General features: G+C 67.1%; 21 protein-coding genes. 11 read left to right on the top strand and 10 right to left on the bottom strand.

All coding sequences use genetic code 11. The features are described 5' to 3' along the window. Positions 1-97: 97 nt before the first annotated feature. From ACTWPT_RS18580 to ACTWPT_RS18555, 6 genes are all read left to right on the top strand, one after another. Complete coding sequence (locus ACTWPT_RS18580; protein WP_443178658.1) at positions 98-4,624, top strand: AAA domain-containing protein; 4,527 nt, start codon at positions 98-100, stop codon at positions 4,622-4,624. Then, positions 4,611-5,414 carry a DUF4145 domain-containing protein gene (locus tag ACTWPT_RS18575; RefSeq protein WP_443178657.1) on the top strand — a complete coding sequence of 268 codons (804 nt, stop codon included), beginning with the start codon at positions 4,611-4,613 and terminating at the stop codon, positions 5,412-5,414. The genes ACTWPT_RS18580 and ACTWPT_RS18575 overlap by 14 nt, the downstream gene beginning before the upstream one ends. Before the next feature lie 345 nt (positions 5,415-5,759). Next, positions 5,760-6,377, top strand: coding sequence for a hypothetical protein (locus ACTWPT_RS18570; RefSeq protein ID WP_443178656.1), 618 nt, complete (start codon positions 5,760-5,762; stop codon positions 6,375-6,377). A gap of 11 nt (positions 6,378-6,388) precedes the next feature. Beyond that, positions 6,389-6,676, top strand: a complete 288-nt coding sequence (locus ACTWPT_RS18565; protein ID WP_443178655.1) for a hypothetical protein — start codon at positions 6,389-6,391, stop codon at positions 6,674-6,676. A gap of 47 nt (positions 6,677-6,723) precedes the next feature. Beyond that, complete coding sequence (locus tag ACTWPT_RS18560; RefSeq protein WP_443178654.1) at positions 6,724-6,939, top strand: hypothetical protein; 216 nt, start codon at positions 6,724-6,726, stop codon at positions 6,937-6,939. A 23-nt stretch (positions 6,940-6,962) separates the two neighbouring features. Beyond that, positions 6,963-8,825: a S8 family serine peptidase gene (locus ACTWPT_RS18555; protein WP_443178653.1), complete on the top strand. Its 1,863-nt coding sequence runs from the start codon at positions 6,963-6,965 to the stop codon at positions 8,823-8,825. Positions 8,826-8,989: 164 nt separating this feature from the next. Here ACTWPT_RS18555 and ACTWPT_RS18550 read toward each other — a convergent pair whose 3' ends face one another. The 3 genes from ACTWPT_RS18550 to ACTWPT_RS18540 all read right to left on the bottom strand — a co-directional run bounded on the left by ACTWPT_RS18550 (position 8,990) and on the right by ACTWPT_RS18540 (position 11,194). Further along, positions 8,990-10,099, bottom strand: coding sequence for a carboxylate-amine ligase (locus tag ACTWPT_RS18550; RefSeq protein ID WP_443178652.1), 1,110 nt, complete (start codon positions 10,097-10,099; stop codon positions 8,990-8,992). A 362-nt stretch (positions 10,100-10,461) separates the two neighbouring features. Then, positions 10,462-10,959, bottom strand: a complete 498-nt coding sequence (locus ACTWPT_RS18545) for an MmyB family transcriptional regulator (RefSeq protein WP_443178651.1) — start codon at positions 10,957-10,959, stop codon at positions 10,462-10,464. Between the two features lie 34 nt (positions 10,960-10,993). Beyond that, on the bottom strand, positions 10,994-11,194 hold the full coding sequence (locus ACTWPT_RS18540; RefSeq protein ID WP_443178650.1) for a helix-turn-helix domain-containing protein: 201 nt from the start codon (positions 11,192-11,194) through the stop codon (positions 10,994-10,996). 651 nt (positions 11,195-11,845) lie between these two features. On the opposite strand from ACTWPT_RS18540, the gene ACTWPT_RS18535 reads away from it, so the two are divergent. Continuing rightward, complete coding sequence (locus tag ACTWPT_RS18535; protein ID WP_443178649.1) at positions 11,846-12,529, top strand: hypothetical protein; 684 nt, start codon at positions 11,846-11,848, stop codon at positions 12,527-12,529. Positions 12,530-12,594: 65 nt separating this feature from the next. Here ACTWPT_RS18535 and ACTWPT_RS18530 read toward each other — a convergent pair whose 3' ends face one another. The 7 genes from ACTWPT_RS18530 to phnD form a co-directional block, all read right to left on the bottom strand. Further along, positions 12,595-12,753: a hypothetical protein gene (locus tag ACTWPT_RS18530; protein WP_443178648.1), complete on the bottom strand. Its 159-nt coding sequence runs from the start codon at positions 12,751-12,753 to the stop codon at positions 12,595-12,597. 91 nt (positions 12,754-12,844) lie between these two features. Beyond that, positions 12,845-13,192, bottom strand: coding sequence for an ArsR/SmtB family transcription factor (locus ACTWPT_RS18525; RefSeq protein ID WP_443178647.1), 348 nt, complete (start codon positions 13,190-13,192; stop codon positions 12,845-12,847). 2 nt (positions 13,193-13,194) lie between these two features. Further along, positions 13,195-13,392: a hypothetical protein gene (locus tag ACTWPT_RS18520; RefSeq protein WP_443178646.1), complete on the bottom strand. Its 198-nt coding sequence runs from the start codon at positions 13,390-13,392 to the stop codon at positions 13,195-13,197. Between the two features lie 97 nt (positions 13,393-13,489). Continuing rightward, the gene (locus tag ACTWPT_RS18515; protein WP_443178645.1) at positions 13,490-14,350 is read right to left on the bottom strand and encodes a class I SAM-dependent methyltransferase; all 861 of its coding nucleotides are present in this window, start codon (positions 14,348-14,350) and stop codon (positions 13,490-13,492) included. Beyond that, positions 14,347-15,126 carry a phosphonate ABC transporter, permease protein PhnE gene (gene phnE / locus ACTWPT_RS18510; RefSeq protein ID WP_443178644.1) on the bottom strand — a complete coding sequence of 260 codons (780 nt, stop codon included), beginning with the start codon at positions 15,124-15,126 and terminating at the stop codon, positions 14,347-14,349. The genes ACTWPT_RS18515 and phnE overlap by 4 nt, the downstream gene beginning before the upstream one ends. Continuing rightward, positions 15,123-15,839: an ATP-binding cassette domain-containing protein gene (locus ACTWPT_RS18505; protein WP_443178643.1), complete on the bottom strand. Its 717-nt coding sequence runs from the start codon at positions 15,837-15,839 to the stop codon at positions 15,123-15,125. The genes phnE and ACTWPT_RS18505 overlap by 4 nt, the downstream gene beginning before the upstream one ends. A gap of 48 nt (positions 15,840-15,887) precedes the next feature. Next, positions 15,888-16,808, bottom strand: coding sequence for a phosphate/phosphite/phosphonate ABC transporter substrate-binding protein (phnD, locus tag ACTWPT_RS18500; protein ID WP_443178642.1), 921 nt, complete (start codon positions 16,806-16,808; stop codon positions 15,888-15,890). Positions 16,809-16,910: 102 nt separating this feature from the next. On the opposite strand from phnD, the gene ACTWPT_RS18495 reads away from it, so the two are divergent. From ACTWPT_RS18495 to ACTWPT_RS18480, 4 genes are all read left to right on the top strand, one after another. Further along, entirely contained in the window at positions 16,911-17,465 is a 555-nt protein-coding gene (locus ACTWPT_RS18495; protein ID WP_443178641.1) for a carboxymuconolactone decarboxylase family protein, read from the top strand. A gap of 15 nt (positions 17,466-17,480) precedes the next feature. Beyond that, on the top strand, positions 17,481-18,308 hold the full coding sequence (locus ACTWPT_RS18490; protein ID WP_443178640.1) for a radical SAM protein: 828 nt from the start codon (positions 17,481-17,483) through the stop codon (positions 18,306-18,308). Between the two features lie 140 nt (positions 18,309-18,448). Further along, on the top strand, positions 18,449-19,273 hold the full coding sequence (locus ACTWPT_RS18485) for an Rv1678 family membrane protein (protein ID WP_443178639.1): 825 nt from the start codon (positions 18,449-18,451) through the stop codon (positions 19,271-19,273). A gap of 194 nt (positions 19,274-19,467) precedes the next feature. After that, entirely contained in the window at positions 19,468-19,887 is a 420-nt protein-coding gene (locus ACTWPT_RS18480) for a CBS domain-containing protein (protein WP_443178638.1), read from the top strand. The last annotated feature ends 87 nt before the right edge of the window (positions 19,888-19,974 follow it).

The raw sequence follows: 19,974 nt of genomic DNA, 5'->3' as shown, positions 1-19,974 counted from the left end.
CGCCCACAGGGGCGCCTGGCCATATTTCCCGATGAGGGCAGTGTTATTCGGATGACTCGGGCATCCGTTATGGCCACTTCGAAGCTCATGCTTGAGATTGAGCCGAAGTCCATGGATTCTGAAAAGCTGGCTCGTCAGAAGGGCGCCGCTCCACATGCAGCCACCATCCGCGAGAACTGCACGTGACCCCCAGGTTGTCCAGACCACCATCGGCCTCATCAGGTACCTGCGCGACCTCGTCAACGCAGGAAAGCGGACAGTCCGCGACTGCACGGCGTACCAGAATTGCTGGTGGCTCGCAGACCTCCCGGAAGGGACGAGAAAACCGGATGAGCGCAATGGCGCCATCCTCCTTGAACTGGCCTTCGAGCCTCGCCGTCCACCGCCAGAGCCGCCGGACGTCCTGGCTGGACGCATCGACCGTCGGCACCTGACCGACCCGGAAAGGACACCCAGCCTCCTGGATCCGGCTCCACCCGACCCCGAGCCCGGTATGCCGGCGATCACCAATACCTCGGAGACCCTGGCGTATGAGAAGTGGCTGGTCTCATGGCAGCAGTGGGCGGACGCGGAACTGCGCGCACGCCGGCGCCGCGAGTTGCATCGTGATCTTGCCGATGCGGCCCGCCGGCTGAGCCAGCACGATGACACACTCGAAGCAGTCCTCGGCCTCGGCCTCCTCTGCATGGACCTACAGGGGCGTGAGCCGATCCGCCGTCACCTGATCACCTTGAGAGTAGATCTCTCCATCGATCGGACCACCACCATGATCACGGTGGCGATCCCCGAGGAAGCCGTCCCCCGCATTGAGGACCGCCAGTTCCTGAACGCTCAGGACGGCTTCGTCGCCGAGAGGGTCGAATCCCTCTGGCAGGAACTGCAAAGCCATCCCATCCATCCCCTGTCAGAAGAGATGGTCGCAATCCTGGAAAAGTGGCAGACGAGAGCGTTGGAGGAAGCTGCGCGCTTCACCGGCGAGTGGCAGGCGCCCGAGGCGACGGAAGGGGAAACCGTCATCGCCCTGGCTCCAGCGCTGATCCTCCGCCAGCGGGATGCCAACCTACTCGCCGAGAACTACGAGAAGATCCTCGAATCCCTCGAAAGGCCAGACGCTTCCGCTCCACTTGGACTGGCTCAGCTGGTGTTCGGGCTGGAGAAGGCCGAGCGCATCGCGTGGCGGACCAGATCGGGCGAGCGCGCCGACCTGCTCCTCGGTGAGGAGCCTCTCTTCCCCCTCCCCGCCAACGCGGCACAGCGTTCCGTACTGCAACGTCTGCAGAGCGACACCGCGGTCGTCGTTCAAGGTCCACCGGGGACAGGTAAGACGCACACCATCGCCAATCTCCTTGCCGCCCTGCTCGCGTCCGGTAAGAGGGTGCTGGTCACCAGCGCCAAGGACCAAGCGCTCTCCGTGGTTCGCGACATGCTGCCTGAGCCGCTTCGGGAGCTTTGTGTCCAGTACTCGCACCAGTACAGCCGCGGAGCGGACGAACTGGAACGTACCATCACCGCTCTGTCAGACCGCGTATGCAGCAGCGATCCCCGACAGCTTCGACAGGACATCGCCCAGTTGCGGCAACAGCGAGCCCAGGCCCTGAGCCGACACGCCCGTGTCAAGAATGAGATCTTCTCTCTCCGTGAGAGCGAAACCGTTCGCTTCACGGTCAGCTCGCGATACGCGGGCACGCGGGCAGACATCGTGGACTCGGTGCGATCGAACGCCGACCGTTTCGCCTGGATAGCGCCACTCCCTGATTCGGCACAGTCGCCACCCCCGCTCACGCCGTCCGCGGCAATGGAGCTCGCCGGCCTGCTCAAGGGGGCCGCGCCCGCGCGGTTGCGGCTGCGCCACGAGTTCCTCCCGGACATATCTAATCTGATATCCCCGGCGGAATACGCCGTGCTTACCTCTGCGGTTGCCGTGCAGAACGTGATCATGCCGTCACCGCTGGGCGAGCAGCTGGGCCGGTTGACACCTGAACGAGTGCACGCCATCGAGTTGTGCACGCAGCAGGCGCTGAACGCGCAGCATCGCCTGGGCGTCGCACAGCAGGCCACGCAATGGGACGAAAGCGACTGGCGCGCACGTGCGCTCCGTGACGTGCTCGCGGAACATGACCAAGCCCTGTGGCAGCACCTCCATCAGGTGGCCCGGCAGGCGGTCGAACATCAGCAAGAGCTGGCATCCCTCGGCCTTCGCCAGGTCACCATCCCCGATCTGCCTCCGGGGAAGGTCGCCGCGATGGCACGCGCTTGCACGGAGTTGCGCGAGCACCTGGACGAGGACGGCAGGAGTTGGCGTCTGATGCGTCCACGCGCCGTACGCGATGCCGAGCGGCTTCTCGCCGGCTGCGCCGTCGACGGCGGGCACCCTCGGACCTACGATCAGGCCGATGCCCTTCTTGTCCATCTTCGAGCCTATGAGGTCGCCGAGGCACTGGACATGCACTGGCAGCACGCAGGGCTCCAGCCCACTTCGGGGCCATTGCCGGTGAGGTTGTCCGAGCTGTGCGACAGAGCCACCCAGTTGGCAAGCATCCGGGAGTTCAGCGCCGCAGTGCAGCACATACGCGCTGCTTTGCGCGGCAGCGGCCTCAGGCACGCCATTCACACCCCCCAAGGATGGGATGAGCTTCTCGACAACATCGAATGGGGCAGGTCGCAGGCTGCGGCCAACCAGGCCGCGGCTGATCTCGAGACACTCGAGCTCAAGATGGCCCCGGCCATGGCTGAGCTCGGGCGGGAGGCGCGTGCGCTCCGGGACGCGGTCATTAGTCGTGATGTCCACGCTTACGAGCAGGCGGTCAATGGCCTGGCAGAGGCGATCAGGCATCGAGCCGAGCAGGAGCGTTGCGACGAGCTCGTGGAAACGCTGCGCCTGACGCATCCGAGGCTCGCCGCTGCGATCAGCAACGCGCCTGCGGATCTGGCCTGGAGCGACCGGCTGGCCGACCTTTCAGAGGCCTGGGAATGGGGGCTGGCGGAGGCCTTTTGCCGAGGGCTGAGCATTCCCGGCCGCGACCAGGAGCTCGTGAGCGCACTGGAGGATGCCGAGCACGCCGTGGAAACTGTCACGGCCGAGCTGGCTGCGGCCGAAGCGTGGATGTGCTGCCTCAGCCGGATGACACAGGACCAGCGGATGGGTCTTCAGAGCTACAAGAACCGCATGAGCGATTACGGGAAGGGGACCAGCAAGCGGTACGGCGAGCGGCGCCGCCTGGCCATCCGCGACGCCATGTCGATCGCTCAAGAGGCTGTCCCGGCCTGGATCATGCCGCTGCCCTTGGTGGTCGAGACGATCCGTCCCCAGCCCGATTGTTTCGATGTGGTCATCGTCGATGAGGCCAGCCAGTTGCGCGTCGACTCCGCATTCCTGCTCTGGCTGGCCCCGCACGTCATCGTCGTCGGTGACGACCAGCAGTGCGCCCCCGGCGCGATTCAGTACGGCGAGCTGCAACCCATCCACGATCAGATCGATGGGTACATGCCCGACGTGCGGCCGGCGTTCCGCGACGATATCGCTCCGACGTCAAACCTCTACGCTTTGCTGTCGGCGCGCTTCCCCGATGTGGTCCGGTTAAGCGATCACTACCGATGCATGCCGGAGATCATCGGCTGGTCGAACCAGTTCTACGGTGGGCGCCTCGTCCCCCTGCGTCAGTTCGGCGCGGAACGGTTGGATCCCCTGCAGGTGGTGCAGGTCGAGGGCGCGTTCACGGAAGGGGCCGACGATCGCCTGCGAAACCCCATGGAAGCCGAGCGGATCGTGGAGACGCTCGCCACGCTCTTCGCCGATCGTCGCTACGACCGCAAGACCTTTGGCGTCATCACCCTGCAGGGTGGAACAGGCCAGATTCGCGTCCTGGAACGCCTCATCAGCGAACGGATCGACATCGCCGAGGTTGAGAAGCGGCGGCTCCGTGTGGGAGGGCCGCCCGACTTCCAGGGCGATCAGCGTGATGTCGTCCTGCTGTCGATGGTCGTGACCAACCCACCGAGAATCGCCAGCTCCAGGGATCAACGACGCCGGTTCAACGTGGCCGCCAGCCGAGCGCGGGACCAGCTGTGGCTGTTCACTTCGGTTCCGGCGCATCGCCTCGACCCGCGAGATCTCCGTCACTCCCTGCTGACCTGGATGCTGAATCCCGCGGTAGTCGACCCACGTCAGATCGCATTGGACGACGTGCGCCCAGATAAACGGCACCAGTCCTTCGACTCCCTTTTCGAACAGCGGGTCTTCCTCCGGATCCGCGACCGCGGCTACCACGTCATCCCCCAAGTGCCGGTAGGCGGCGGCAAGCGTATCGATCTCGTGGTGGGTGGGGCGAAAAGCAGGCTTGGTGTCGAATGCGATGGCCGCCGATGGCACAGCACACCCGAGCAGGTGCGGGCCGACATTGTGAGAGAGCAGGAGCTCAGGCGCGCCGGCTGGGAGCTGTGGAGGCTGCGCGAAGGCGACTTCTCCCTCGACCCTGAAGCAGCGCTGGAACCTCTGTGGCGTGAGCTCGACCGGCGCGGCATCCAGCCGGGCGCCTGGCGGACTATGTCGCCCAGGCCGTCGAACTGGCTGCCCCTCGATCATGAAGAAGGGCAAGAAGGGGAGGAGGGCCATGGAGCGCCTTGACGACAACACGATCCGACAGATAGGTCGGCTCATCTGCGGAGATGACACCGCATATCGGCGCCAGGGGTACGAGCTGGCGAAGTTCCTGCGTGATGCGGGCTGGATGGATGTCCCTGAATACGGCGGGGAACCTCGCCGCGAGTGGATCATCGAACGGCTGCGGGAACGGCGAGACCAGCCCGAAGCCATGGAACGTGCCATCCTACGGCTGTCTGATCCGAGGGAGTATCTGGGCGAGCCGCCCAGCACCGTGGCAGAGATCACGATGGCGGTGAACGCCCTGCTGGTCCACGAAGGCTATAAAGTCGAGCGGCCCGGAGGACGGCCTCGCATCATCGAGTGCGATCCCGCCTCCGCATCGCCCGGCTCGCTCGCCCCGGTGACCTTGAAGGTAACCATGGCCCAGGTGGTCGTCGATCCGCAGTACGCCAAGATCCTCCAAGCGCGCCTGGATGAGGCTCGAACGTGCACCGAGAACGGCTGTCATATCGCAGCGATCATCATGTTGGGAAGCCTTCTCGAAGGGGTGCTGCTAGATGTGATGAGCGCGCGGCTGGGGCAGCCGCCCCAACGGAAGTCGTTGCATGATCTAATCGACCAGGCCAGACAGCATGGCTTTATCGGGGTGGACGTCCAGAAGTTCTCGCACGCCCTTCGCGATTACCGGAATCTCGTTCATCCGCACGCCCAGGTAAGGATGAGCGATCCCCCCAACAGGGACACGGTGGAGATCTGCTGGCCCGTGGTCAACGCGACACTCAACGATCTGGCGGCGAGTGCGGTCGCGTGAATCGCCCCAGGTTTCCTGTTGGTGGCTGCGGTCGAGTGTGAAAGACCGCAGTTTCCGCCCATTACCGGTGCGCGAACGGATGATTCCCAAAGCGGGCGGGAAAGTGCGCCGTCTGGGATGGAGCCGGCGCTCCGCGGGCAGGTATTGCTGAATACAGGTGATTCTTTGGCTCGTTTGGGTGTTTGCGGGAGACCTGATTCGCCATCAGCTCTGTCTGCGGCCGGTAGCGGGTTTGGTGCGACTATTACGGCGGAGCCCATTTACTGATCGTTGAGCACGGTAAGTAACCGAAGGTCTGCAACATTTGTGCAGGCGGGCGGAGGCGCCCCTTCCCAAGGAGAGATCATGACTTTCGCAACGCAACCGTTCCAGACCCAACAGTACGGCCAGCAAATTCCGCCGCACCTTCAGCAGCAGTACGGGCAGCAGATTCCACCGCACCTTCAGCAGCAGTATGGTCAGCAGATCCCGCCGCACCTCCAGCAGCAGTACGGCCAGCAGGGCATGGCGCCCATGGGGCTCGGTGGCATGCAGGGCGGTATTCCCGGTGGCCCGCAGGCTTCCCAACCGCAGCCTTTCCAGGTGGCGGGCGAGCAGATCTTCCCGCAGGAGCACCAGATGAGCCCGGTGACTTTCTGGGACAAAATCGCTCGATGTGGCCTGCGGTATGGGCCGGGCGTCGTCAGGCAGATCCTCACAACCATCGAGCAGCAGCAAATGCAGCAGCCTTTTGGCCAGCAGATGCCGCAGCCGCAGCAGCAGTTCGGCCAGCAGTTGCCTCAGCAGCAGTACGGGCAGCAGTTGCCTCAGCAGCCTTTTGGTCAGCAGATGCCTCAGCAATACGGTCAGCAGCTGCCCATCGGTCTGCAGGGCCAGATGATCCCGCAGCAGATGCAGCCCACCGGCGTGCCGGGCCAGATGGTCTCCCAGCAGCAGCCGGCCTTCGCGGGCATCGGCCAGTAAGCGGGGATCGGATGGAGCCGATGGTGGGACAGGAGCGCTGGTCGAGCATGCCCTTCGGGGGAGTCGCCCTAGCGCCGCAAAACCCGCAGCAGCAGCAGTGTGCGATGGCGCTGATGCAGCTGCACGCTTGGTTGCAGGCGACGCTTCCGCAGGCGCCGCAGATCGCCGAAGCCATCCCGCCGATGGTGCAGGCCGTGCGCCTGTATCGAAACCTGCAGTTTGAGGCGTGCATGGCGCAGGTGCAGCATGTGGTCAACCTCGTCGGCGGGGCGGGTCAGCCGGGGCGGCCATCGCTGTGATCAAGTCATCGGAGGAGCCCGGATCGGCCAGTGGCCGGTCCGGGCGCATGCCGTACATGATCGGTGGCGAGCCGGCGGTGCTCGCCGACCTCGCGCGGGCGCTCGGCGTGGATGCCGAGGTGACGGTGCGGCGGATCGTCGGGCCGCCGGAACGACCCACCCTGATCGCGGTGGACATGCCTGCGGCGCGGGCCGAGGCGCTGCAGCGACAGCACGGATCCCGGCTCACGATCGAGCCTGATTTGCCTGTTGAGCTCTTTTAAGCACAGAAGGTGACACAGACGTCATGACCAACAGCACTGGTTCCAACAACAACGAGTCGCGGCCGCGGTCGCCGGGACGGGGCAAGCCGGCGCAGCAGCAGGAGGTGCAGCCACGCACGCGGCAGTACATGGCGGCGGTCTTGCCGCGGCCGTCCTTGGAGGCGATGGGTGTGATGGCGTCCCCAATGGACGCCGCCGACCTGCGTGACATGCTGGAGCGCGACACGCAGGTCCAGGTGCTGCGGCATCTGGAGATGCACCAGCGGGCCGGGATGGGGCCAATGGGCGTGCAGGGTGTTTCCTTCCCCAGCGTGACGGTGGTGCAGATGAGCCGTGAGAAGGCCGAGTCGCTGCGCAGGCAGTTGCCCCAGGTCCATGTCGAGCGTGACCGGCTGCTCACCTACACGCAGGTCTCGGCCATGCCCCGCAGGGAGACGCGTCACCAGGTCGTCCAGCCCTTGGGCATCGAATCCACCTTCACCTTCTTGGTCACCGATCCCGGCGGCAAGCCGGTGCCCGACGTCACCATCATGGTCAACGGCTACCTCTGGCCCGCGCAGACCGTCACGGGGGCCGACGGGCGAGGCACGGTCACGATGACCGGCGAGACGCCGGAGTCGATCGCCAGTGTGCTGGTCAAACCCCGCAGCGGGTACTGGAGCCGTATCGTCGACCGGCCGGACCTCAGGCCGGACCGCGACAACTTGATCGTGCTCAAGAGGCTTTCCGACACCTTGCCCGGCTTCCCTGACCGGCAGTTGTTCGGCTGGGGGCAGCAGGCCATGCAGCTGCACCGGCTGCCTCCCACGTTCCGGGGAGCAGGAGTCAAGATCGCAGTGGTCGACTCGGGCGCCGCCGTGGCGCACCCTGACCTGGCCGGCGAGGTCGTCGACGGGTGCGACCTGTCCGGTCGCAAGGCAGGTGGTTGGAAGACCGACAAGGTCCACCATGGCTCACATTGCGCCGGAGTCATCACGGGCGCCGACAATGGCCAGGGCATCGTGGGATTCGCTGTGGAGGCGGAGGTTTACGCCTGCAAGATCTTCCCGGGCGGCCGGCTGAGCGACCTCATCGAGGCGCTCAACTACTGTATCGCCAAGGAGATCGACGTCGTCAACCTCAGCCTCGGCACCAAGGAATCCTCTCCGCTGGTGGCGGCCAAGATCGAAGAGCTGCGGAACGCGGGTGTCGCCTGTGTGGTCGCGGCAGGCAACGATGGCGGGCCGGTCAGCTTCCCCGGCAACCTGCCGACCGTGCTCACTGTCGCCGCGATCGGTAAGGCCGACACGTTCCCGGCCGACAGCACGCACGCCGACCAGATCCGCCAGCCGCGAACCGGCGAAGGCTATTTCTCGGCCGAGTTCACCTGCTTCGGTCCGGAGATCGACGTCTGCGCTCCCGGCGTGGCGGTCGTGTCGGCGATACCGCCGGACGGCTATGCCGCGTGGGACGGCACCTCAATGGCCACCCCCCATGTCACCGGCCTGGCCGCGCTCGTTCTGGCCCACCATGTCGATTTCACCGACGGGTTCAGGCACCGCGACGCCAGACGCGTGGACCGCCTCTTCCAGATCATGAAGTCCAGCTGCACGCCACTGAACTTCGGTGATCCGCTCCGCACCGGAATGGGGCTGCCGGACGCCGTCCGCGCCCTCGCGCCCTCGCTGCCCGGCGTCATTCCGCAACCGTCCGAAATCCACGCGATGATGGACCAGCTCACCAGCGAGATGATCTTGGCTGGGCTCTCGCCCGGCCTCCCGCAGCAGACCATCGGGCTTACGGCGGTTCAGCCCGGCGCCGGCGTCTACGGCGGGCCCGCCCAGCCGAGTCAAGAGATGTACGGAGCGGGCCTCGGCGCTCCTCCTCACCTGTACGGCTGGCGGTAGACGGCGCGTCTTCCACATCCGGCGGCCGCACAGACCCGGCCGCCGGAGCCCGTCCCGAGGCGCCGACGCGCCGACGCCGCCGGCCTCCTGACCTGCCTGGCAGCGGACCAGACGCATCCGGCGGGCGTGCACTGAAAGCTCACCCGACCCGCGAGCCCGTGGACTCAGCGCAGGGTTGCGTCGGCGAGGAACTGGGCGAAGCGCTGCGGCGAGTCGGCGCGGGCCCACATCGCGCGCTGCCTGTCGGCACCCGTACCGCGGAGCGCGAGCCGGTGGAGCAGCCGGGCGATCGATTGGGGGTCAGGCAGGCGGTTCAGTATGCCGTCCAGCATGAGGCGGTGCGGCACCGTGGATCCGGTGTACGGATCGACAGCATGCGCGACCAGGCCGTGCCGGGCGGCGGCGCGCAGCTCGGCGGCGATCCGCTGGTTGCTGATGGACTTGATCGGTACTTGGCGTCTCTCGTCGTTGATCGCCAGCGCGACCAACGCCCGTGCCAGTCCGGCGACCAGGAGGGTGTCCTCGACCGTGAGACAGGCGTCCATGATGCGCAACTCCACCGTCGGGTAGCGCGGTGACAGGCGGGCGTGGAAGTAGACGCCTCGCTCGTCCAGCGCATCCCCCCGGAGGATCAGCCGGCGTACGGCGGCGTCGTAGTCGGCCGCGGACCGCCACACCCGGGGAGGCACCGCCGATGGCCATCGGGTCCATCGCAGGTAGCGGCTGCTGGCCCAGCCGGTGTCGCGACCGTCGGCGACGGGAGAATTCGCGCTGAGGGCCAGCAACGTGGCCAGGTACGGCCGGAGCCTCGACAGGACCCGCACCCCCAGTTCCCGCGAAGGGACGCCGACGTGCACATGGCAGCCGCAGGTGCCGGGACCCGCGGCCAGTGCGCCATAACGGGCGACCAATCGCAGATAACGGGGATCGGCCGTGACCTGGCACAGGCCGTTGCCGCGCTGCGGCGCCATACCGGTGGCGACCAGATGGCAGTCCAGCTCCATCGCCGCGCCGGCGGCAAGCCGTCGAGACAACGCGAGTTCCTCCGCCACCTGCCCCAGATCCGTGCACACACCGGTGACGGTCTCCAACTGGTACCGCAGGAACTCGTACTTGACCCGCGGCTCGCCGCCGAGCAGCGTCAGGATCCCCGGTGCCCGGTCGACCGGGCACCCGTCGGAGCGGTCCAGCAGGAGGAACTCCTCCTCGACGCCCAACGTCAGCCTCGGTCTTCCGGAACGCTCCGCAGTGGTGGACGTGCCGCCCTTTCTCATAGCAGCCTCCTGACGTACAGGCCACTCCGCGGCAGATGATCACTCACCCCCGGTTGCGCAGACCCGGCTCGGCCTCTGCCCGCGATATGAGCTGACACCGGTCACTACCCTCACCTCGAAGGTCCTGACCAGGAACAGCACAGGAACCGCCCAGCTGGTCGAGATCGGCGCGATCGCCTCGAGGAGGTCACCACACGGCGCATGCCTTCGGAGGCGGCTGCGTCCTTGACGAGCCTCGCACACGCGCGGGTGGTGCTGACCACCAGGGACAGTGCGGAGCCGGAGGGTGGCGGGCCGTCAGCTTGCCGGCGGGAGCACGATCTTCCAGCAGCGGTTTGACAACCGTAAGAGTCCGGACGGGGCTATTGCGAGCCGGCGTCGATTGCTCGTGCGCCCACGCCGTGCTGCAGGTTTTGCTTTGCCGCCCAGGCGTCCAGACGCCGAATGGCGGCGTGGGAGGGGGTGCCGGCGGGGGCGCTTATCAGCACGATTCCCTGTTCACTATCGTCGACTTGTGTGAGGACGTGCCAGTCAACGCGGAATTGTCCGGCTATTGGATGGTTGAGCCGACTCTGCCCGCAAGTGCGTGTCGTGACGAGGTGCTGTCTCCACCAGGTACGAAAATTGCCATCACAAGCAGTCAGCTCGTCGACCAGCTCGCGCAACCTGACATGCGCTGGGTACGCTCCGACAGCCATGCGCAGGCTGGACACGATTTCTTGCGCGCGTTCCTTCCAGTCCGCCAAGAGGGACCTGGTGTGCGGGTCAAGAAAGACCATGCGCGCGTAGTTGCGATGCGGCGGTGCCGCATCGGCCCACATCCCCGCCGCCACAGCGATCGCTGTCAGCGGGATGAGCAAGCTGGATGAGGTAACGCTGCTGGTCACTGTTCAGTTACAGCGCCCGGCCCATGGAGTCGAGCACGGCGCGAGAGGCGGTACGAACGCGTCCTTGCTCCAGACGGCTGTAGTAGTCGGTGCTGATTCCGGCCCGTTGGGCCACCTCTTCGCGGCGCGGCCCAGGTACACGGCGGATCTGCCCGGATTCGGTCAAGCCGGCCTCGGTTGCGTTGAGCGATGCTCGGCGAGCGGCCAAAAAGTCCCCCAGCGGGCCACGACGACTGCTGCTGCTGTTCTCGTGATCCGCAACGGGGATTGTCGCACGTATGACCGGCTCTCCGTGGGAGGACTCTTCCTATGAAAGACGTGTCATTGCAGGTCAGAGGCCATATGTAGCAAGGTGATGCCAGGTGGGCAGATGCCGACCGGGGTGGCGCGATTCCGTGGCCTAACGGGGTGGGACCCATGACTCTGATGGGGGAGTTGTCGCATTGCCGTTGGCAGAGCCACGGGGATTCTCCGTGTCTTGATGGGTGTCATCTTTGCCTAGCCAAAGCGGAATCCGTCATGCGCGTCGCGCTTTCACGACACACGGGGGGAAGGTTGACATACGCAACAACGAAGGCTTGGTGGCCTTTCGTGCCGATGCAGGAAGCGAAACGCGTGGAAACGGACTCATCGCAGGATGCCGAGAAAACGCGTCGCAATGACGCACGCGTGTGTCGGGGAAGAATGACGTACGCACCGACTGAGGCTTGGCAGCCTGATGTGCCGACGGCGCAGGGCTAGTACGGCAGTCGCCATTCGCGAGCTGAGCTGGATGGTGCGATGGCGGCCGGTGTTCTGAGTTCTTAAACGGACCCATTCGTGTCAACCATCAATTCTCGACCGATTCGGGGGAACGGAAATGACCGAAACAATCGCGCCCACTGAAATGCCGGAGCTCACCGACGTCCAGCAGCGGGCGCTTCTGGCAAGCGCCCACCGGATTCTCGGAGAGGCCGGTCAATCCAAGGCGGTGGCAGGACTCTACGAGTCCGATCCGGAGAGCGATGGGGCAGGGTTTGCCGCCGGCGACTCGATCCTCGCAGACCTGATGGACCACCCGGATTGGCCTACCTGGGGCGAACAAATCGAGGGACTCGTCCCCGGAGCAGAAGCCCCCGCCCGCGCGCTGCCCAGCATCCAGGCGAGCACTGGTCCCATCCACTTCGGCGGAGGCGTACCGGTGAGGGGATGGTCGAATGTGGCCCTCTATCCCAACGGCGCATTCCACCTCAGCGGCCATTTCCACGATTCTGGCCTGCCCAGCTACAACGTGGCCCACTCTTGGCTCATAACCACCAGGGACGGCAATCCGGCATTCAGCCTCTCGGCATCGGGACGATGCCACGGGACCTTCGAACCGGGGTCCCGGGACTTCAACTTCAACCACAACGGGGTAAATGCCGCGATCGCTGCTGCATGGCCCGAACTGGCCGGTGGCTACAGGTGGGCATGGAGGTCAGCCGTCAACTTGAGCCTCCCTCCCATCCTCGACTGGCTCAGGCAGGTGCTGAACATCGCCGGAACCATCATCAAGCTGGTGTGATCGGAGAACTGCGGCAACATGGTGGACACGCTCAACTCCGCACGGTTGAGATGTCCACCATCGAATCAGGCGGCATGCCGGTTCCGGGAAATGCCAAGACCCAGGCGCTTGATCTCGGCGACCGTCGGCAGGATCATCCCGGGACCCTGCGGTGGCAGCTGGTCGGGGCGGGTGAGTAGCGGGGCCTGGGTATCGGTGTGTTGCCCGATGTCCGTCATGTCCATGACGGCGTCTTCGATGGAGGGCCTGGTGGAGCCGGCAACAACCCCATCGTTGTCTCCCTGCTTCGCACGCCACCCGACGATCAGCAGGAGATCACCCAGGCGGGGATTCGTACGGCGGCTGCCGAAGCTCGGCCAGCAGCCCGCTCTGATCGGCGATCACCTCGGTCAGCAGCCGCCGCGCAGCTCCTAGGAGCTCGGCCACTTCGCCGGCGCTCAGCGCGTAGATCACACTCCCGCCGTCCCGCTTAGCCGACACCACTCCCGCCATGCGCAACACCCCCAAGTGCTGGGACATGGTGGACGACTCGACCTCCACGGCCGCGGCCAGCTCACGCACGGCCAGCGGACCCTGCTGCAACAGCTCCAAGATCCGAATCCGAATGGGATGTCCCAGCGTGCGGAACAAATCCGCCTTCGCCTGATAGAGCGGGATCGGCATCCTCACTCCGCCCCGCCATCGACCTCGATAAATATTTCATGCTCGGCGGCCAGGCGCAGGAGCCCCTCCAGATCCTCGGCATGGACCTGCATCCCATGCTGATCACCGGACTCGCGAGCCACCCGCAGGGCCTCGCGCGCCTCCCGCACCCGGCTCCGCATGGTTCCCGCGAAGTCTCCCACCTGCATCTCCTGCCTCATGGAAAATCGGTGAAGCCATGATGTCGTTAATTGAAGACTTCTTCAAGTCCTTGACGTGCAACTCCGCAAGAACTCACGCGAGGATCACGCGTATCGCTCAGCTGCTGGTCGTGCTCGAGCCCGGCCACCAGAGGGTGACCAGTTCGCGGCCGGATGAGCCGAGGTCGGGTGGGCACTCCTCGGTGACACCCGCGTTCGACAGCGCCGCGGCGACGTCGTCGCGGCGCTCCGGTGGCAGGCAGAGGCGGCGGCGGGTGACATCCACGAGGGTTGCGAAGCTGTCGTATTCGGCCATCTCCGGGCGGGCCCAATGCTCGGCCTTCACCTGCAGGCCGAGCGCTTGGAGGATCTCGATCACCTGCTCGGCCGTCGGGCCCTCGGGCCGGTCCAGGCCGTGGAACTGCTTCCAGTACGGGTTCAGATCGGCCAGCGGGTGCCGCACGGTGATCTCCGCGACCACCCGGCGGCGAGCGTGCCCGGTCAGCGCCGCGATGAACGGCGCCAGATCCGCCACGTTGTAGATCACATGGTGGCAGAGCACCACGTCGGCCTCCGGCACCTTGGGGGCGGCTTCGGGCCAGGTGCCGCATACGACCACGGGAGTCAGGCCCAGTGGGACGGCGCGGCGCACCAGGTCGTCGAGAAGCGGCTGATGAGAGTCCACAGCGGTGAGACCGGTGGTACGGGAGGCCAGAGGCAGACTGGCCGCGCCGGCCCCGGCGCCGATGTCGAGCACCGAGCCGCCAGGCCCGAGGGCCTCCATCGCACGCTCGTAGGACGGCCCGCAGGGTGCGGCCAGGTAGCGGTCGGCGCGGCGGGCGAAGACCTCGTCGGGCAGGACCCATGGCGACTCGGTGACGCCGGACAGGATCGACTCGGGAATGCGCCATGCCGCCAGGTCTTCGGCCCAGGCACGGAGCAATTCGGTTGCGCGCACGATCCCTTCCACCTTTCTCATGTGGCCGCTCCTAGCCTGCGCCTGAGCGTACGGGAGGCCAAATCGACAAGCAGGATCACCGCGAGAACGGCGATGACCAGCGTCGACAGCTCGTCGTAGCGGAACAGCTTGAGCGAGACGGCCAGTTCCTGACCGATTCCCCCGGCGCCGACGAAACCGAGCACGGTCGAGGTACGCAGGTTGCACTCCCACTGGTAGAGCAGCAGCGAGGCCAGGCCGGGTGCGGCCTGCGGCGCCACGGCGAGCGCGGTGGTGGCCATACGGCCGGAGCCGGTGAGGCGAAGCGCCTCGACTGGGGCGGGGTCCACGGCCTCGAGCTGCTCTGCGCAGAGCTTTGCGAGCAGGCCGGCCCCGTGCACGGCGAGGGCCATCGATCCCGCCGCCGCTCCGGGCCCGAGCATCGCCACGAACAGCAGCGCCCACAGCAGGTCGGGGACTCCGCGCAACGTCGCCGCGGTCGTCCTGGCCGCCGCCCGCACGGCCGGGGCCGCCTCGACGTTGCCCGCGATCAGCACGGCGAGCGGCAATCCCAGCAGGGCGGCGAAGAACAGGCCGGTCAGTGAGATCTGCACGGTCTCCACGAGTGCGCCCGCCACATCCGACAGGAACGCGCCGGACAGGTCGGGAGACAGGAAGCCCTCGAGGAGCAGGAGGGCTCCACCTGCCCCGTCGGCGAGCGCGCTGACGCTCAGCCCGGTGCCGTGCACGGCCCAGCCGAGCACGAGGGCGAGCACCACGGCATGCCCCCAGCGCGGCCACCGCGAACGCCGGTTCATCGGGGACTTTCCCCATCGCCATAGACGCCGGCTGCCGTCGTCTCGTCGAGGGATTGCCCGTCGTGAACCAGCCTGCCGTCACGCATGGCCAGAATGCGCGGGAAGCGCCGGGCCACGGCCAGGTCGTGGGTGGCGACGACGACCGTCATCGATCCGGCCGGCGAGCAGAGGGTGTCGACCACGGCCGCCGCGGTGACCGGATCCAGCCCGCTGGTCGGCTCGTCGGCCAGCAAGAGCCGTGGCCCGGGGAGCAGAGCGCGGATGACGGCGACCCGCTGGCGCTGCCCGCCGGACAGCTCCCGGACGCGCGCGGGCAGCGAGTCCGTGATCCCGTGCCGGTCGGCGAGAGCCGCGAGCCGTTCCTCCTGCGCCGCCGGCGCCCGGCCGCCGAGCACCCTCGCCCAGTCGCGCAGTGTCCAGGACGGGCTGGTGCCCATGGCGGCGTTCAGCCGCGCCGACAGCCCGGGCACCAGGTCTCCGCCCTGCCGGACGAACCCGCTGGCTCGCCGGATCGCCCGTCGCTCGGCGGCGGTACCGTACGGGTCCCACTCGCCCACCCGGACCGTGCCGGTGATGGTAACCGCGCCGAGCAGAGCGCGCAGGAACGTCGACTTGCCCGCGCCCGAGGGCCCGAGCAGCGCCACCTGCTCACCTTCCGCGATCCGCAGGGTCACCCGGTCGACCGCGCGCAGCCGCCGGCCGGGAAAATCCACGCTCAGCTGTCGCGTCTGGACTTCGATGTCCGCCTCCGTTCCGTAGCCTCACTGCTTGACGGTGAGCAGCCCGAGGTCGGCCGCGGCGCGGCGGACCTCGTCATAGTCGGCGGCGGTGACCGTCACGTAGCTTTTGGCCCGCATCAGGTCGAGCAGCGCCGGATCCTCGATCGAAGTGAACGCCTCGGTCAGGGCGGCACGCGCGCGCTCCCCGAGCGCTGCGCGCATCACCCACGGATAGCCCTGGACCCGGCGCTCGGCGATCACGCGCAGCTTGCCCGCCGGGATCTTGCCCTCCTTCTCCAGACGCCGCAAGATGCGCAGCTCGATCCCGCCCGCGTCGGCCTGCCCGCTCAACACCGCCTGCGCGGTGGCGTCGTGCCCGCCCGTGAACGTGACCTGCCGCAGCGGCGGGCACTCGTCCACGCGCCGCGGCGAACACGTCGCACCCGCCTCGGTCAGCATGATCCGCGGGTAGAGGCTGCCCGAAGTGGAGCTGACGTCGCCGAAGGCGAACGACCGTCCAGCAGCGACGATGTCCTTTTTCAGATCCTGGTACGGCGAATCGGCCCGGACCACGACCGCGGAGACGTACTGCGGCGAGTCGGTGGCGTGGTCGACCTCGGTGACCAGCGGAGTGAGCTGGACCTGCTGCTGGGCTTGGACGTAGCTGAGCCCGCCGAGGTAGGCCAGGTCGATCCGCCCTCCGGCGAGCGCCGCGACGACTCCCGCGTAGTCGGAGGCGACGAACAGGTCCACCGCCACGCCGAGCCGGCGTTCCAGGAACGTCGCGAACGGCTCGTACTTCGCTCGCTGTTGTTCGGGAGAGATGTTGGGGATCAATCCGACGCGAAGCTTGTCAGGGATCCCCTGCTCATTCTTTGGCCCGTTCACGGCGGTCTCGCCAGCGCCTCCACACCCCGTGGTGAGCGAGGTGGCCAGGAGCAGCGCGAGCAGGAAGTGGCGCATACCGGTACGGAACCACGGACGTACTGGCAGGTGTCTTACGAAGCTGTGACGTCATCCGGGGCGTCGCTGACGGTGGAGATCATTGGGCATACCGTGAGCCGCATGAGTGCCGTGCGATTGCTGGCGGCCGATCAGGCGCCGCTGCTGGCCCGCCCCTTCTACGGGAACGGCGATCCGGGGCCGATCGTGAGCGCGCTGGCTCATGTGCCCGACCTGCTGGAGGTCGCGCTGCCGTTCATCGGGGCCGCCCTCGGCCCGTCCGCGCTCTCGTGGCGGACCAAGGAACTGGTGATCGTGCGCGTCTCGGCGCTCGCCGGATGCCGCTACTGCGTGCAGACCCACACCGCCGTCGCGCTGGATGCGGGCCTGTCACGCGAGGAGATCCTCGCACTGCGCTTGTCCTGCGAGTATCAGGAGGTGTTCGCCGATGCCGCCGAACGCGCGGTGATCGCCTGGTCGGACGCCGTCGCGGCAGGGAACGGGCCGGTGCCCGACCAGGCGCGGGCCCGGCTCCGCGAGCATTTCGCCGATCACGAGATGGTGGAGTTGACCGTGGTCGCGGGGGCCACCCTGATGCTCAACCGCCTGGCCACGGCGCTCGAACTGCCCACCGCGCCCGACACGCTGTCCCGGCTGAGGCTGGAGGACCTGCTGTGAACGTGAGGGGATCCGATGAGCACCGTCGCTGAGGCGGTGGCCGAGGGACGGCTTCCCGGCCGCGTCTGGATGTATGCCGACTACCACTGCAACCTCGCCTGCACCTACTGCCTGACCGAATCCGCGCCGCAGGTCGCGCGCCGCGAGCTCGGCCACGAGCGCATGGTCGAAATCGCCGAGGAGGCCGCACAGCTGGGGTTCACCGACCTCGGCGTCACTGGCGGCGAGCCGTTCCTGGTGATGGGGTTGCCCAAGACTCTGGCGGACATGGCCGAGCACCTGCCCGTGCTGGTGCTCACCAACGGCACGCTCTTCACGCCCAAGCGGCTCGATCGGCTCGAGCCGATCCTGGGGCGCCCGGTGGCGATGCAGATCTCGCTGGACCGCCCCGACCCCGAAGCCAACGACGAGATGCGTGGCCCGGAGAACTTCGACAAGGTCGTCGACGCGATCCCACGACTGGTGGAGCGCGGCGTCAAGGTACGCATCGCCACCACCGTCGAGTCGATCGAGGACGCCGACCTCGACCGCCTGTGCACCCTCCACCGCGACCTCGGCGTACCCGACGAGGACCACATCATCCGGCCGATCGTCCGGCGAGGCCGCGCCGTCGACCACGATCTCGGCGTGACCGCCCGGCAGCAGGATCTGCCCGCCGAGCTCACCATCACCACGGACGGGGCGTTCTGGAGCCCTTTCGGCCCCACCGTTTCCTCTGGCGTGGTCGACACCGACCTGCTCATCACCCGCACCACTCGTCCGCTCGGCGTGCCCGCCCGCGCCTTGCTCCGCCTCGTCGAGAACCGCCCCGCCGGGGAGGACGTGGCGCTGAACATCCGTTGAGCGTGAGCCGCACAGTGTCCGGTCGGGCACTATCTGACAACCGCCACCCGCCACCAACCCGTGGACCCGGCCCCTGCAGATCGTGATCGGCAGGGGTTCGGTGTTGGGTAGGTGACAGCGCCTCTTCGAGGAGTATGCCGATGTCCGACGTCGCCACCCTTTCGCGCAGTGCTCCCGCCACCCTGGCTGTGGTGCGCGTGGCCACCGCGCTGTTGTGGATACAGAACGCGGGCTGGAAAACCCCTGCCGACGGGTTCGGTCAGACCTCGCCGCCACGCGGTCTGTTCCTGTTCACGGGGTACGCCGTGCAGTACCCGGTGCTCCCGCCGTACTCCTGGCTGGTCGAGCACCTGGTGCTGCCCAACTTCACGATCTTCGGCTGGTTGGTGCTGCTGGTCGAAGCGGGGCTGGGGGCCTTCCTGCTGGTGGGGCTCGCCACGAGGTTGTGGGCGTTGATCGGCATCGGGCAGACCTTGGCGATCACGCTGTCGGTGCTGAACACGCCGAACGAGTGGCACTGGTCATACTTCCTGATGATCATGGTGCACCTCGCGCTCTTCGCGACGGCGGCGGGACGCTTCTACGGGGCGGACGGACTACGGGATCCGGAGCGCCGGGTCGGCTGGGCACCGAATCGGTACGCGCTCGCGCTCGGCGTCGCCTCGGTGGTCAGCGCCGTGTTCGTGTTCGCCGGCGGCGACTGGCGGTTCGTCGAGATGACCGCGGTGACCGCGTCCGTCGCGGTAGTGCTCGGCCTGGTGGCATGCCTGGCCGCACGCCTGGGCCGCCCGCCGCTGTTGCTCGCCGCAGGCGCGCTGTTCCTGGCGGCGGCCGTGGTGGTGCTCGCCGAGCTCGGCTTGGAGCTTTCGTTGACCGGCGCCACCGGTTCCGTCTTCAGCCTTTGGCTCGGCCTCGGCGCGGGGTTGGTGGCGGCGGGACATGCCGGGAGCCGTACCGCGCAGTGAGGGTGACGGCCCTTGCCTTCTAGAGGGTTGGGAAACCTGCTTGAGGCGGCAAAATCGCCGGCGGATGTGACTTTAGTGCGGTGTGCGGGGCACTGTCGAGGCAGGAGGTCTGGTGCGGCCGCCACATCGCCGACCGGCTGAGGCCGCCGTGCCGGCCTCTCATCCACGAGTGTTTCTGCTGCTGAGGACCTGCTATGACACGGCGCGTTCGGGACGTGATGACGAAGGATGTCGTGATGGTGAGCGTCGATTCCACGCTGGTGGCCGCGGCGCGGGAGATGCGCGAGTACGACATCGGAGACGTTTTCGTCATGGAGGACGGACGGCTGGTCGGGGTTTTGACCGATCGGGACATCGTGGTACGAGCGGTCGCGCAAGGCCTGTCACCCGAGCTCGTTTCGGCCGGTGACATCTGCAGCCGGACGCTGGTGACCGTCTCCGTCGACGATGGCGAGTGGTACGCCGTGGAGCTGATGCGCCTGCATGCGGTGCGCCGGCTGCCGGTGCTCGACAACGAGCGGCCGGTGGGGGTGTTGTCGCTGGGCGACCTGGCCCTCGATCTGGAACGCGACTCCGCCCTGGCCGCCATCAGCGCCGCTCACCCTAATACGTGAGATCCGGCGGGCCGGCCCACCGGCTCTGATGGCGATCGGTGGTGTACGCCGGGTCGTGCGAGGCTGGAGGGTGACAACGAAGGAGGT

Origin of the sequence: Nonomuraea sp. 3N208 (genome assembly GCF_052245935.1) — a bacterium.
In the GTDB taxonomy this organism is placed as follows: domain Bacteria; phylum Actinomycetota; class Actinomycetes; order Streptosporangiales; family Streptosporangiaceae; genus Nonomuraea.
This window is presented reverse-complemented; position numbering and strand designations above follow the sequence as displayed.